The 13,529-nt window shown below is 69.6% G+C and carries 15 protein-coding genes; 9 read left to right on the top strand and 6 right to left on the bottom strand.

Features of this window, described 5'->3' with window-relative positions; all coding sequences use genetic code 11:
* Positions 1-252: 252 nt before the first annotated feature.
* From HUT18_RS22750 to HUT18_RS22740, 3 genes are all read right to left on the bottom strand, one after another.
* A complete protein-coding gene (locus HUT18_RS22750) occupies positions 253-1,035 on the bottom strand; it encodes a hypothetical protein (protein WP_176102414.1) in 783 nt (260 codons plus the stop codon).
* A gap of 131 nt (positions 1,036-1,166) precedes the next feature.
* Entirely contained in the window at positions 1,167-1,715 is a 549-nt protein-coding gene (locus HUT18_RS22745; protein ID WP_176102413.1) for a hypothetical protein, read from the bottom strand.
* Between the two features lie 91 nt (positions 1,716-1,806).
* Positions 1,807-2,316, bottom strand: coding sequence for a hypothetical protein (locus HUT18_RS22740; protein ID WP_176102412.1), 510 nt, complete (start codon positions 2,314-2,316; stop codon positions 1,807-1,809).
* 192 nt (positions 2,317-2,508) lie between these two features.
* Here HUT18_RS22740 and HUT18_RS22735 point away from each other — a divergent pair, with 192 nt between their 5' ends.
* On the top strand, positions 2,509-2,988 hold the full coding sequence (locus HUT18_RS22735) for an META domain-containing protein (RefSeq protein WP_176102411.1): 480 nt from the start codon (positions 2,509-2,511) through the stop codon (positions 2,986-2,988).
* A gap of 52 nt (positions 2,989-3,040) precedes the next feature.
* On the opposite strand, the gene HUT18_RS22730 is transcribed toward HUT18_RS22735, so the two are convergent.
* Positions 3,041-4,669: a glycoside hydrolase family 20 protein gene (locus HUT18_RS22730; protein WP_254878759.1), complete on the bottom strand. Its 1,629-nt coding sequence runs from the start codon at positions 4,667-4,669 to the stop codon at positions 3,041-3,043.
* A gap of 445 nt (positions 4,670-5,114) precedes the next feature.
* On the opposite strand from HUT18_RS22730, the gene HUT18_RS22725 reads away from it, so the two are divergent.
* The 5 genes from HUT18_RS22725 to HUT18_RS22705 all read left to right on the top strand — a co-directional run bounded on the left by HUT18_RS22725 (position 5,115) and on the right by HUT18_RS22705 (position 9,237).
* Positions 5,115-5,675, top strand: coding sequence for a 2-oxo-4-hydroxy-4-carboxy-5-ureidoimidazoline decarboxylase (locus tag HUT18_RS22725; RefSeq protein ID WP_303246584.1), 561 nt, complete (start codon positions 5,115-5,117; stop codon positions 5,673-5,675).
* Between the two features lie 149 nt (positions 5,676-5,824).
* Positions 5,825-6,205 (top strand): succinate dehydrogenase, cytochrome b556 subunit, encoded by a 381-nt coding sequence (gene sdhC, locus HUT18_RS22720; RefSeq protein ID WP_176102410.1) that lies wholly within the window; start codon positions 5,825-5,827, stop codon positions 6,203-6,205.
* Between the two features lie 5 nt (positions 6,206-6,210).
* Complete coding sequence (locus HUT18_RS22715; RefSeq protein ID WP_176102409.1) at positions 6,211-6,693, top strand: succinate dehydrogenase hydrophobic membrane anchor subunit; 483 nt, start codon at positions 6,211-6,213, stop codon at positions 6,691-6,693.
* A gap of 25 nt (positions 6,694-6,718) precedes the next feature.
* Positions 6,719-8,473 carry a succinate dehydrogenase flavoprotein subunit gene (gene sdhA, locus HUT18_RS22710; RefSeq protein ID WP_176102408.1) on the top strand — a complete coding sequence of 585 codons (1,755 nt, stop codon included), beginning with the start codon at positions 6,719-6,721 and terminating at the stop codon, positions 8,471-8,473.
* Positions 8,473-9,237, top strand: coding sequence for a succinate dehydrogenase iron-sulfur subunit (locus tag HUT18_RS22705; RefSeq protein WP_176102407.1), 765 nt, complete (start codon positions 8,473-8,475; stop codon positions 9,235-9,237). The genes sdhA and HUT18_RS22705 overlap by 1 nt, the downstream gene beginning before the upstream one ends.
* A 185-nt stretch (positions 9,238-9,422) precedes the next feature.
* On the opposite strand, the gene HUT18_RS22700 is transcribed toward HUT18_RS22705, so the two are convergent.
* Together HUT18_RS22700 and HUT18_RS22695 are read right to left on the bottom strand one after the other, a co-directional pair.
* Complete coding sequence (locus HUT18_RS22700; RefSeq protein ID WP_176102406.1) at positions 9,423-10,145, bottom strand: PadR family transcriptional regulator; 723 nt, start codon at positions 10,143-10,145, stop codon at positions 9,423-9,425.
* A 158-nt stretch (positions 10,146-10,303) separates the two neighbouring features.
* Positions 10,304-11,197, bottom strand: coding sequence for a maleylpyruvate isomerase N-terminal domain-containing protein (locus tag HUT18_RS22695; protein ID WP_176102405.1), 894 nt, complete (start codon positions 11,195-11,197; stop codon positions 10,304-10,306).
* Positions 11,198-11,709: 512 nt separating this feature from the next.
* Between HUT18_RS22695 and HUT18_RS22690 the strand changes: the two genes are divergently transcribed.
* From HUT18_RS22690 to HUT18_RS22680, 3 genes are all read left to right on the top strand, one after another.
* Positions 11,710-12,117: a hypothetical protein gene (locus HUT18_RS22690; protein ID WP_176102404.1), complete on the top strand. Its 408-nt coding sequence runs from the start codon at positions 11,710-11,712 to the stop codon at positions 12,115-12,117.
* Positions 12,114-12,653, top strand: a complete 540-nt coding sequence (locus tag HUT18_RS22685; protein ID WP_176102403.1) for a thiol-disulfide oxidoreductase DCC family protein — start codon at positions 12,114-12,116, stop codon at positions 12,651-12,653. Before HUT18_RS22690 ends, HUT18_RS22685 begins: the two co-directional genes overlap by 4 nt.
* 165 nt (positions 12,654-12,818) lie before the next feature.
* A complete protein-coding gene (locus HUT18_RS22680; protein ID WP_254879074.1) occupies positions 12,819-13,517 on the top strand; it encodes a TetR/AcrR family transcriptional regulator in 699 nt (232 codons plus the stop codon).
* The last annotated feature ends 12 nt before the right edge of the window (positions 13,518-13,529 follow it).

The raw sequence follows: 13,529 nt of genomic DNA, 5'->3' as shown, positions 1-13,529 counted from the left end.
TTCCCGTGATCTATCGAAGGGCTGTCGCAGGTGCTCCCCACGATCCCCGTGATCCCCACTGCGCGAGTCGCCGTCGTGAGCGTGGTCGCCCTCGCGGGCTCCCTCGCGCTGTCCGCGGTGACTCCGTCCGGACCGACCGTATGGGCGCCCGGCAAGGGATGCCCGCGGCTCGGGTCCGGCGCACCGGACGGGGCGACCTGTACCGGGGACAACCGCCCACCGCGTTCGGACACCCGCCGCGAAGCCGCCCCGTCACACGGCCTCTCCGGCCTCCGGCTCCCAGGAGACCCACACCAGACGGTCGCTGACACCGCGCGGTGACGTTCCGAGGACGCGTGCCCGGTGCTCGCGCAACGCCGGGTCGGTCATCGTCACGACGAACACCGGGTAGTCCTGCGTGTCATTGCTGTGGACGGGGTCCGAAGCCATCAGGTCGGCGAAGTCGTGGCCGGGGCAGACCGCCGCACGCGGCAGTTCGAGCCGCAGGCCGAGCCGCTGTTTCTCGGTGAACGTGAACCGGCCGGAACGCGGCACCCGCACCAGCTTGTCCTCGGGCCCCTCGACCACATCGGCCGACAGACCACGCACCGCCGCGAGCAGACGGAAGTCGTGTGCGCTGTAGACCTCGACCGTGAAACCGCCCCCGGCGACGGGTGCCCTCAGTGCCAGCGGCGAGGAGCCGGGCGCGAGCGAGAGGCCGAGGGTGAAGCGCGCGCGGCCCTTGCCTCGCGGCCCGGGATCCCGGTAGCCGTGCCCGCCGGGCACCAGGGCGGGCAGTTCCTCGCGTTCCCCGGTACCGCGCGGCGAGGGGCGGGGCGTGCCACGCTCGCCGCAGCGGGAGAGCACGGCCGTTCCTCCGCCGGGCAACGGCCGGTCGGCGGCCGCCGGTCCGCGGGTCGCGTCATCGTCGTCGGGCAAGGCGGCCCGCAGGCGCCCCTCCACGTCGGGCCACGGCACCAACAGGGCGGCCAGAACGGCCAGTAGCAGCAGTATCAACAGCCAGGACCGGCCGGAGAGCGAGAAGTCGCGCCGCACGCGAAGTGCTCCTGTTCAGGGACGCGGCACGGCCCTTGTGGCGTGCGCGCTGTGCTGGGGCCGTGCCGGCACCGCCGCCGACACGGGCACACGGCGGACCTCGCGCAGCTCTCCATGTCGTGCCGAAGGGCTCAGCGCCGTACGCGCGCCCGCCGCGACACCACGGCACGCAGCACCCTGCGCCCCTCGGCGGACAGGTCGAGGGCCTGTCGCAGCCCGCCCGCGCCCCTGCCGGACAGCACTTCCAAAATGGTTGTCTGGCGGCGGAGTTCGGCGGCCACCAAGGGGGACATGTCGTCGGTGCGGCCCTCGCGGCGCGCCGATACGGTGCGCCCGCCGTCAGCCACCGCGTCGAGCAGGCGGTGGACCTGCAGGGCTGCGACCGAACACGCGTCGGCCCATTCCCGCAGCGGCCCCGACGCACGTTCCTCGGGCACCGCGCCGAGCATGCGGTGGGCGAGCACTGCCGCCTCGTCGCCCTCCTCGGGCGCGCCACCGAGCACGTCCCGCGCCCGACCGAGCGGTTCTCGCCAGTCCTCGTCCGCGGCGAGCGCGGCCCACAGCGGCCGCAGGACCTCGTCGTCCTCGCCGAGCAGCGGTACGCAACGGTCGAGGCAGGCGAGACCGCTCGCCGCCAGCGAGCGTTCGTCCGCCTGGGCGAGAAGTTCCACCAGACTCATCGCGTACGCCTTTCCTGTGGTCCGTAACCGTGACGTACTGCGTGCAATCCCCGCCGAACGTCACTGGCCCTGGCCGAATCCTTGCGTCCGATCATCGCTCCGCCACACCCAGCAGGTCGAGAAGTCGGAAGAACAAGGTCTCCGCGGAAGGGTCCGCGCCGATGGTGAACGCCTCGTGCAGCAGCGGTTCACAGGCACTGAATCCGGCCTCGGCGGCCCATGTCACGGCGCGCGCGGTGGCGTTGTCGGGTGGCAGAAAATAGTCCTCCAGGTCACGCTCGCCCACACCCAGCAAGGTGGCCATCGCGACGGGCGCCAGGCAGGCGGTCCACGTACCGCTGTCCGCCGCCGCCCCCTCGACCACCGCGCACTCGCTGTCCATCACGTATCCGAACAGCGCGGGCGCGCCCGACTCCTGCGCCAACTGCCGCATGCTGCCGATGCCGGGCGCCGCTTCCCCCGCCGCCTCGCACTCCCACACCTGCCACCCGGCGGCCCGCTCCTCCAGCAGGACCAGTTCCTCGCGGACGGACTTCAGCGCCTCGTACTCGGTGAGTGGGCGTCCGCCGCGCGCGACGACGTAGTAACCCCAGTACCCCATGTCGCCCCCCGGTCCGCGAAGTCCTGGTCAGAAGCTCGAATACACCACAGTCCGACGGCTTTGCGCCAGGCTCGGGAAGTCGCCGCCCACCCGTCGCGGACGCGGCCTGCCGCCGTGCACCGCACCGGATTTCACCCGTCCGGACGGGATCGGAAATACCTTCTCGTACGTCATATCGGTATGAAGCGAAGAATGCGTGCTCCGTACGCGCTCGCTGCCCTGCTCGCCCTCCCCGCGCTCGGCGCCTGCGGCAGCGAGAAGGCGGACGGCGGCGCCGGAAGCCGGACCGTGGGCGGCGACGTGGCCGTGACCAAGACCCGCTGGACACCGAGGACCGTGACCGTCGACGACCGCGCGTACACCGTGCCGCCGAAGACCGACGCGTACGTCCGCTTCAAGCCCGGCAAGACGCCGGGAGCGGGCGGCAATTCGGGCGGCAGCACGGGCTGCAACCAACTCGGGGCCGATGTCGCGCTCGCCGGTGACAGGCTCACCGTCTCCGACATCGCGATGACCAAGATGGGCTGCCTCGGCGCTCTCGGCCGGTTCGAGGAGAGGTTCGTCGAGGTCTTCCACGGCGAACTGCGGGCGGAACTCTCCGCCGACGGCCGCGACCTCACCCTCAGCAAGGACAACGGCGACAGCATCACCTTCCGCGCCGCGGGAAAGTGAGCCCTCCGTCGTCCGGGCGGGCCGCGGCCCGCCCGGACTCCGCGTGCGTGTTTCAGTCCACCCGGTCGGCGAGCCGGACGAACTGTCCCCAGGTGAGCGGCGGTGGACCCGCGTCCCAGAGCTTCTGCGAGACGGCTGCCAGCGGCAGCCGGATCCCCGCCGCCACCTGGTCCTGGGTCTGCGACCCCGCGAGGTCGCACCAGACGGCGAAACTGCCGCCGAGGATCTGCTTGTCGTACTTCGCGGGAACCGGGCTGGTACCCCGGATCACCCGCGGCGTCCACTCCTTGTAGATGCGCTCACCCGTCGGATACACGAACTGATTCGGCTGCCCGAGGACGTAGTACAGGTACTCGTCGTTGTAGTTGACGAGCCTGCGGCCCTCGGCGAGGAAGGAGACCGGTTCGCGCTTTCCGGCCTCCTTGCCGGTCCAGTAGGCGACATGCAGATCCTTCGCGGGCGCCACCTGGCCGCCGGTGAAGAACCCGTCGTTCCACGCGCGCAGTTGACGGTTGCCGCCGCGCACCGTCTTGGCGCGATCGTTGAGCCAGCCGGTCGCCAGGTCCTGGACGCGTCCGTTCGGCCCGTACTTCTCGCGCGCGGCGGCGGCCAGTTGGGGGTAAGAGGCCTCCGGGTTCGCGGACATCAGGGCGAGGTACTCGTCGGCGCCCAGGTGCCAGTAGCGCCCCTTGAAGAGGCCCTTGTACTCGTCGAGGAGTTCGTCGACCAGCTTGCCCGCCGCCGGGTCCGCGATGTCGATCGTGCCCTGTACGGGGCTGCCCGAGGCGCTGGTGAGCTGGAGCTGCGGATGCGCCTTGAGCACGGCGCCCAGGTGGCCGGGCGAGTCGATCTCCGGCACCACCGTGATGTGCCGGCTCGCCGCCACCTTCAGGATGTCGCGCACCTGCGCCTTGGTCAGATGCGGATCGGAGACGACTTCAGGGTGCGAGTCGGAGGCGATCCGGAAGGCCTGGTCGTCGGAGAAGTGCAGACCGAACTGATTGAGCTTCAGGTCGCCCATCTCGCGCAGCCGCTGTTCGATCCAGTCCGCGGAGAAGTGCTTGCGGGCGATGTCCAGCATGAAACCGCGCTGGGGCTTGGCGGGCACGTCGTGCACCTCGCCCTCGGGAGCGCTGCCCCCGCCGCGCACCTCCTGCTTGAGGGTCCGGGTGCCGTAGAAGACTCCCGCGTCGGCGGACCCGGCGATGCGTACCTTCCCGCCCCCGACGGTCATGGTGTAGGCCTCGGAGCCACCCTTGACGCCGTCGTCGAGGACGAGTTCCACGTCGCCGGAGCGGGCGTCCTCGTCCCCGGCGTAGTCCAGGCCGAGTTCGGAGGCGATCAGCCGCCCCTCGTCCGCGAGCGCCCCGTCGCCCACGACGACGCGCCCCTGCTTGCCGGGCTTCCAGCCGGGCCCGCGCGCGGCCTTGAACTCACTGACCGCGGGAATGACTCGGGGCCGCTTCGACAACGGGTAGGAGCGCTCCGGCGAAGGAGTCCGCGCCTCGGCCGTGGCCGGTCCCGAGGTCCGGCCGCCGGTGCTCCCCTCGTCCTTCTTCCCACCGTCGTCCGAGCACCCCGCGACGGCGAGAACCATCAGAGCGGCGACCACCAGGAGCAGCGGTCCGCGTCGGGCGGCGCCTCGGCGCGGCCCGACGCCGGGGCCCGCGGAGCGGCTCATACGGGGCCCACCCGGGACGGGGCCGCCGAGCGGCCGACGGAGGGGGATTGCGCATACTGCCCGGGCGCGCGGAAAACCCCTCGAACAGTGCCCTGCTCTCGCGTCACGTGACACCTCCTAGGCCGCGAAGCTAAGGCCTGTGGATACCGACAACGTCCACCACACACGCCGAAACTCTCCCGTCCGGGTGAAATTCGTGCATCCGTCGGACAGCTGTGACACAGCGCCGATAGCGTTGCGGGCAACTTCTCGCAGACGCCGGGACGGAATCGGCCCCGCCCGTCCCGTCAAGACCGGGTTCGGAGCTTTCACCCCGTTCCCGCTCTCGCGCCCCTTCGCCCTTCGCCCCGCTGCCTCCTTCGCTTGTCCCGATCCGCTTCCTTCGTCCGCCCTGGAGCCCGCGCTGCACACGCCACGTCTTCCCAGCCTCCGCGGCTACGCAGCCATACCCACGCAGACCGATGGCAACCGGCGCCCGCGTGGCCTCGATCGCTTCAACTCCCTGACGGTCGCGGCCGCGGAGAGTTCTCTCCTCACCTGCCTGTCGAGCCTGCACTGGGCGCGCCGGGTCGCCTCCCATCGCCCCTACCCGGATCTCGACGCCCTGCACGCCGCGGCCGACGAAGCGACGTACGACCTCAACCCCCGTGACATCGCGGCCGCACTGGCCCGCGAACCGCGCACCGCCCCGCCGCCTCGCGCAAGTCATCTGACCGCGCACACCGCGCTGACCGCCGCGCACGACGTGTACGAGCAGCGCTTCGGGCACGCGTTCGTCATCTGTCCGGACGACTTTCCCGCCGAAGAGGTACTGGATCAGGTCCTGCACAGCATCCGGTCACGGCTGAGCAACGATCCCGAGGAGGAACGGGTGCTGGCCGCGGAGGAGCTGCGCAGGCTCGCCCGTGGCCGGATCACGCGCCTGATGCACGCACTGGGAGAGGCCATGGACGCACAGGAATCGCCGGAAACCGGACGGCCCGATAGCCCGTACGTGCCTGTTTAGCTGCCACTTTGATCACACGAGCAGGCCCGGGGTGAGGTTTCGGACGGGGCGTCGCTACGATGGCCGGGGCCGGTGGACCGTACCCGGCCGGGCCCGTCCGACCCCCGAAGCCGGCGCGGCCCCAATCCCCGCTCCCGGAGGGTTCTTCCGTGCCGGCTGGAACGCTGTACCGCGGCCGGGAAGGAATGTGGTCCTGGGTGGCTCATCGAGTCACCGGCGTCCTCATCTTCTTCTTCCTGTTCGTTCACGTACTGGACACCGCGCTCGTGCGTGTCTCCCCTGAGGCGTACGACGAGGTCATCGCCACCTACAAGACGCCGATCGTCGGGCTCATGGAATACGGGCTCGTGGCCGCCGTTCTCTTCCACGCTCTGAACGGTCTGCGCATCATCGCCGTCGACTTCTGGTCGAAGGGCCCGCGCTACCAGAAGCAGATGCTGTGGACGGCCGTCGGTATCTGGGTCGTGCTGATGGCCGGTTCGGTGTACCCCGTTCTCGGCCACGTCTTCGCCGAACTGTTCGGGAGCTGAGGTCCATGTCCGACACCACGATCCAGAAGTCCGGCGTGGGCTCGGTCGAGGGCGCCTCGCTCTACGACTCCGAGCACCCGGCTCCGCTCATCGAGGCGCCGCGCAAGCGCACCGCGAAGACGCCGCGTTCGACCCGCGGCAACTTCGAGATGTACGGCTGGCTGTTCATGCGCCTGTCCGGCATCGTCCTGGTCGTCCTCGTCCTCGGGCACCTGCTGATCCAGCTCTACCTCGACGGTGGCGTCTCCAGGATCGGTTTCGCCTTCGTGGCCGGCCGCTGGGCCTCGCCGTGGTGGCAGGCCTGGGACCTCGCCATGCTGTGGCTCGCGACGCTGCACGGCTCCAACGGCCTGCGCACCATCATCAACGACTACGCCGAGCGCACGGGCACCCGCCTGTGGCTCAAGGGCCTTCTTTACACCGCCACGGTGTGGACGATCCTGCTGGGCACGCTGGTGATCTTCACCTTCGACCCGAACATCCGCTAGGCGCCGGGGACAGAGGTAGCGAATCATGAAGATCCACAAGTACGACACCGTCATCGTCGGCGCCGGCGGCGCGGGCATGCGTGCCGCCATCGAGGCGACGAAGCGCAGCCGCACCGCTGTCCTGACGAAGCTGTACCCGACCCGCTCCCACACGGGCGCCGCGCAGGGCGGCATGGCCGCCGCGCTCGCCAACGTGGAGGAGGACAACTGGGAGTGGCACACCTTCGACACGGTCAAGGGCGGTGACTACCTGGTCGACCAGGACGCCGCGGAGATCCTGGCGAAGGAGGCCATCGACGCCGTCCTCGACCTGGAGAAGATGGGCCTGCCGTTCAACCGGACCCCGGACGGCACCATCGACCAGCGCCGCTTCGGCGGCCACTCGCGCAACCACGGCGAGGCCCCGGTGCGCCGGTCCTGCTACGCCGCGGACCGCACCGGCCACATGATCCTCCAGACGCTGTACCAGAACTGCGTCAAGGAAGGCGTGGAGTTCTTCAACGAGTTCTACGTCCTGGACCAGCTCATCACCGAGGTCGACGGCGTCAAGAAGTCGGCCGGTGTGGTCGCCTACGAGCTGGCCACCGGCGAGATCCACATCTTCCAGGCCAAGGCGGTCATCTACGCCTCCGGCGGCACCGGCAAGTTCTTCAAGGTGTCCTCCAACGCGCACACCCTCACCGGCGACGGCCAGGCGGCCTGCTACCGGCGCGGACTGCCGCTGGAGGACATGGAGTTCTTCCAGTTCCACCCGACCGGCATCTGGCGCATGGGCATCCTGCTCACCGAGGGCGCCCGCGGCGAGGGCGGCATCCTGCGCAACAAGGACGGTGAGCGCTTCATGGAGAAGTACGCGCCCGTCATGAAGGACCTCGCCTCCCGCGACGTCGTCTCGCGCTCCATCTACACCGAGATCCGTGAGGGCCGCGGCTGCGGTCCCGAGGGCGACCACGTCTACCTCGACCTCACGCACCTCCCGCCGGAGCAACTCGACGCCAAGCTCCCGGACATCACCGAGTTCGCCCGGACCTACCTCGGTATCGAGCCCTACACGGACCCGATTCCGATCCAGCCCACCGCGCACTACGCGATGGGCGGCATCCCGACGAACGTCGAGGGTGAGGTCCTCTCGGACAACGTCACCGTGGTGCCCGGCCTGTACGCCGCCGGTGAGGTGGCCTGCGTGTCGGTGCACGGCGCCAACCGCCTGGGCACCAACTCGCTGCTCGACATCAACGTCTTCGGCCGCCGGGCGGGCATCGCCGCCGCCGAGTACGCCGCGAAGCACGACTTCGTCGAGCTGCCGGAGGACCCCGCCTCGCTGGTGCAGAGCCAGGTCGAGCGGCTGCTCACCGCCACGGGCACCGAGCGGGTCGCGGAGATCCGCAAGGAGCTGCAGGAGACCATGGACGCCAACGTCATGGTGTTCCGCACCGAGCAGACCATCAAGACGGCCGTCGAGAAGGTCGGCGAGCTGCGTGAGCGCTACAAGAACGTGTCCGTCCAGGACAAGGGCAAGCGCTTCAACACCGACCTCTTGGAGGCCATCGAGCTGGGCAACCTGCTCGACCTGGCCGAGGTGATGGCGATTTCCGCTCTGGCGCGCAAGGAGTCCCGCGGCGGTCACTACCGCGAGGACTTCCCCAACCGCGACGACATCAACTTCATGCGCCACACCATGGCGTACCGCGAGGTCGGCGACGACGGCACCGAGACCGTCCGTCTCGACTACAAGCCGGTCGTCCAGACCCGCTACCAGCCGATGGAGCGTAAGTACTGATGGCTACCCCGACCATGGACAAGGCGGAGGTGGAGGCCAAGTCGGCCGCCTCCCCGTACATCACGGTCACCTTCCGGATCCGCCGTTACAATCCGGAGGTCGCGGCCGAGGCGACCTGGGAAGACTTCCGTGTGGAGATCGACCCCAAGGAGCGCGTGCTCGACGGTCTGCACAAGATCAAGTGGGAACTGGACGGCACGCTGACCTTCCGCCGTTCCTGCGCGCACGGCATCTGCGGCAGTGACGCGATGCGGATCAACGGCAAGAACCGTCTCGCCTGCAAGACGCTGATCAAGGACCTCAACCCCGAGAAGCCCATCACGGTCGAGCCCATCAAGGGCCTGACGGTCCTCAAGGACCTCATCGTGGACATGGAGCCCTTCTTCCAGGCCTACCGCGACGTGATGCCCTTCCTGGTCACCACCGGGAACGAGCCCACCCGCGAGCGGCTGCAGTCCGCCAAGGACCGCGAGCGCTTCGACGACACCACCAAGTGCATCCTGTGCGCCGCGTGCACGTCCTCGTGCCCGGTGTTCTGGAACGACGGCCAGTACTTCGGCCCGGCGGCGATCGTCAACGCGCACCGCTTCATCTTCGACTCGCGTGACGAGGCGGGCGAGCAGCGCCTGGAGATCCTCAACGACAACAGTGGCGTGTGGCGTTGCCGCACCACGTTCAACTGCACGGACGCCTGCCCGCGCGGTATCGAGGTCACCAAGGCCATCCAGGAAGTCAAGCGCGCGCTGATCACGCGCCGCATCTGACCCGGTCGCCGGTCACCGCACCGGTCGACGGCTTTCCCCTTCGGGGGAGTTGAGCAGTACGGACGCCCCGCTCCCGGCTTGGGAGCGGGGCGTCGTGCTGTGTCGGGCATCGTCGTGTGCCTTGTCCGCCGCGCGGTCGGGTTCTGCGAGGTCAGGTTCTACTCGGCCGGTTCTGCGCGGTCGGGTCAGGCCTCGTCCGCCTCGTGCTGCCGCGCTTGGGCCGACTGGCCCGTCCGGCTCGCCTGTTCCGTCTGTTCCGCCGGTTCCGTTCCGCCGAGTACCTCGGGCGGCAGCCGGTCGATCCAGCGGACGGTGGCCCGGGCCACCGAGATGCCGTAGTCGAGGGTGGCGAGCAGATACGGATCCGCGTGGTGCTCGCGTAGTTCGTCGCGCAGCCGGAGGTAGTCGGTGAGCGATCCGGCCTGCATACGGCGTTGCTCAGCGAGCGTGCGCGCCAACTGCTCGGCGGGGATGTGCCGTCCGAGGGTGACGAACAACAGGAGCGGCAGCCGGATCGTGGCCTGCCCCGGGCCCTGCTCCGCCCAGGCGGCGAAGGCCGCGCGGCCCGCCTCGGTGAGCCCGTACGGCCTCCGGTCACGCCGTCCCGACGGCCCGGCCTCGACCAGCCCGCGCTCCGCCATGGCGGACAGTTCCCGGTACACCTGGCTCCGCGTGAGCGACCAGAACGGCCCGATCACCTGCTCCGCGGCGGCACACAGGTCCCAGCCCGTCTTCGGCCCGTCGTGCAGAAAGCCGAGCAGGGAGGCGGCGGTTGCGTTGACCTCGGCCGCCCCGGGGTCACGCGGACGGGAGGCCGGGGCGGCGGCCGCGGGGTCGACGGGGCCTGAGCCGGGGTCGGGGCCGGGGTCGGCCGGGCCGGGTGCGGACCGGCGTGGGTCGGTGGACACGTCTCTTCAGTCCTGACGGTCGTGGGTCAATAATTGCTCGGTCAACGGGAGTTCAGTCAACACGACGCGATCAATGTCGGGCGCGCCCATGTCCGTGCGGTCAACTGCGCTCCGGCCACCAGTGTCTCGGCCGAAGCAGGGCCCACCGCCGTCGGACCTCAGGCCGAGACGAAGAGCTTCGGGAACTGCATCGCCTTCCACGGCATACGACCGTACGAGACGACCCCGCCCGTCGCCATCGCCCGCCACAACGGGATGCGGCGCATGCCGAGCAGGAGGGCCGTCCCGGGGCGCATCGACATGACGCAGTCCCGGCGCTGCTCCTCCCACCGACTGCTCCACGCCCTGCCCTCCGCGACGCTGACGACGAACCGCTGCGAGCCGCGCAGGGCGACGCCGAAGTGCCCCTTGAACCCCTCGGCGGCATCGAGGTCCAGGAGTTCGGGCAGCATCTCCGACATCACGAGCGGCGCCGCGAGAGCGGCGGCGTCGTGCGGCACGGTCTCCGCCGCTCCGACGGCCCGGGCCAGATCGATCCCGTGCAGCAGGGTCTCGTTCAGCGCCAAGGCTGCGGCCGTCGCCACCGTGCGGGTGGCGCCCTCCCCGTACCACGGTGTCGACACCCTGCGGTGCGGATCCGTCTCCGCGGCCAACGCCGTGCACAGGGCGGTGGCTTCCTGCTCCAGCGCGTCGGCGGCCTCGTCCGCGTTCTCGAAGACCACCAACTCGGCCATCACGTCATTGATCTGGCCGATCACCTTGTCGAGGCGCCCGGTCAGCCGGAGCAGCGCCGACTGCTTCGCCTCCTCCAGCGCGGCCTCGAAGTCCTCGCCACGCACGGCTATGGCGAAGGCCCGGTAGACCATGACGAGATGCGTGAGCAGCTTCCCGGTGTCCCACTCCAGCCCGGGGACCGGCGCGGAGAGCGTGCGCGCCGTGCGCGCCAGCCCCCGCACGCGGTGAGCCTCCCGCTCCAACGCGGCACGAAGCGCCGCCAAGTCCACTTCAACGACGACGTTACGCCGTGGGTCACTGGTCCCGGTGTCAGTCATGGACAGCAGAGTGAGGGCTGGTTCCGGCAGCGTCAAGACATTCCACATAGGAATGTCTCCGCAGTCCTATGTGGATGATCGCGACCGCGCGGTGACGGAGGCCTCGACCGAGGTCGGCGGAGCGGGGGCACCCGGAGACCCGAGCTGCGGCGGGTAGCACTTGTGGCGCGCACCCTCGCGGCGGCGGTCACTCGCTCCTACCCACCCGCAGGTGCGAGTTGGGGACTCCCGACAACCCTCTCCAACTCTCAACCCTTCTGAGTTCAGGCACGAAGCCACAGAAACCCGATGCGCGCAGCATGCTTCGCGCACCCACCCGTCCACGTTCGACCCCGCCGACGTCACCCCCTGCCCCTCTCTCCGGAGGAAGTCGGCGCAGCCACTCCACGCCGGAGCGAAGTGCACCGCGTCACACAGGCAGTTGAGAAGCCCCACCCCACTTGAACGTGTTCAAAAACAGTTCTATGGTCTTCACGTACAGCGTTTTGAACGCGTTCAAGAAGGGGTGGAACATGGACCTCACAGTGGTCGCCTACATCATCTACCTGCTGGTCAGCATCAGTCTGACCGTCTGGGTGGCCCGCACACTCAGCCGTAACGGACGGATCTTTCTCTCCGACGTACTGCACGGCAACGACAAGCTCGCCGACGCCGTCAACCACCTTCTGGTGGTGGGCTTCTACCTCGTGAACCTCGGCTTCGTGGCGCTCTACCTGAACGCCGACGAGGAGATCACGAACACCCGCGGGATCTTCGAGGCACTGTCGACCAAGCTCGGCGTCGTCCTCCTGGTTCTCGGCGTGCTGCACCTCGCCAATGTGTGGGTTCTCAACAAGATCCGCCGCCGGGGAGTCCTGGAGCGCGAGCAGCTTCCCCCGGTCCCGCCGCAGGGCTGGCTGGCGCCGGAGGGACGGGCATGATCCCGCCCTCCGCACACCGTGACCGGGATGCCGCGCGCGTCCCGGTGCTCGGGCTCACGGTCCTCTACGACCCCAACTGCTCGCTCTGCGCGCATGTCGGCAAGTGGCTGCGAAGGCAACGCCAGCTGGTACCGCTGCGCCTGGTCCCGGCCGCCTCCGAGGAAGCACGACGGCTGTTCCCCGCCCTGGACCACATGGCCACGCTGAAGGAGATCACCGTCGTCGGCGACCAGGGCCAGGTGTACACGGACTCCGCCGCCTGGGTCGTCGTGCTCTGGGCACTGTCGGAATACCGCGAGACCTCCCACTACCTCAGCAGCCCCACCGGCGCGAGATTCGCCCGCGGCGCGGTGCTCGCCGCGGCCAAGTGGCGTGAGTCCCGCGGCGTTTACGGGGCACCGGCCCGGACGAGTCCGCCGGGGCCCGGATGGGGTGGAGGCGTCTACCGGCGTGAGGACGGCTGGTCGTACGCTCCCGGCAGCGGCTGGTCCTTCACCGGTACGGGCTGTGCCGACGACAGCTGCGGGACTGGTTAGGCTCGCTCTGTGCCAGCTGCGAACGAATCCCCGACGCCGGATCCCGGGACGAAACCCGACGGAGCGGCCGGAGCCGGAGCTCCGCCGGGCGGGGACTCACCCGCCCGGACCGCCGATGAAGTCGGCCGGACCGCGAAGACCGAGAAGAGCGAGCAGACTCGCACCCTGATCCTGGAAACCGCGATGCGCCTCTTCCAGGAGCGCGGCTACGACAAGACCACCATGCGGGCGATCGCCAAGGAAGCCGGAGTCTCGGTCGGCAACGCCTACTACTACTTCGCCGGTAAAGAGCACCTCATTCAGGGCTTCTACGACCGGATCGCCGACGAGCACCAACGGCGTGTCGTCCCTGTCCTGGAGAAGGAGACCGACCTCGAGTCACGGTTGGCGGGGGTCCTGCACATCTGGCTGGACATCGCCGAGCCCTACCACGAGTTCGCGGCGCAGTTCTTCAAGAACGCCGCCGACCCGGAGAGCCCACTCAGCCCCTTCTCCCCGGAATCCGAGCATGCCCGCGAGGCCGCCATCGAGGTGCACCGGCAGGTACTGGCCGGGGCCAAGGGCAAGGTTCCGGCCGAACTCCGCGAGATTCTCCCCGAGTTGATGTGGCTCTCCCAGATGGGCCTCGTCCTCTACTGGGTCTTCGACCGTTCCGAGGGGCATCGTCGCAGCCGCCGCCTCGCGGACCGCGGCGCCCGCCTGACCACTCGCGGTGTGGCCCTGGCCCGCTTCCGTGTACTCCGGCCGCTCGTCCGTGAAGTCCACGAGCTGTTCACGGACTTCCTTCCCGGCATGACCGGGGAGGGCGGCGGCGTGGACCGCGGGGTGACGAGCCCGCCTTCCGCCGAGCCGTCGGGCCCCTGAGAGCCGCCCGGC

This window comes from Streptomyces sp. NA04227 (genome assembly GCF_013364195.1).
GTDB lineage: Bacteria > Actinomycetota > Actinomycetes > Streptomycetales > Streptomycetaceae > Streptomyces.
The sequence above is the reverse complement of the archived record's forward strand: the minus strand, read 5'-3'. Positions and strand labels throughout refer to the sequence as shown.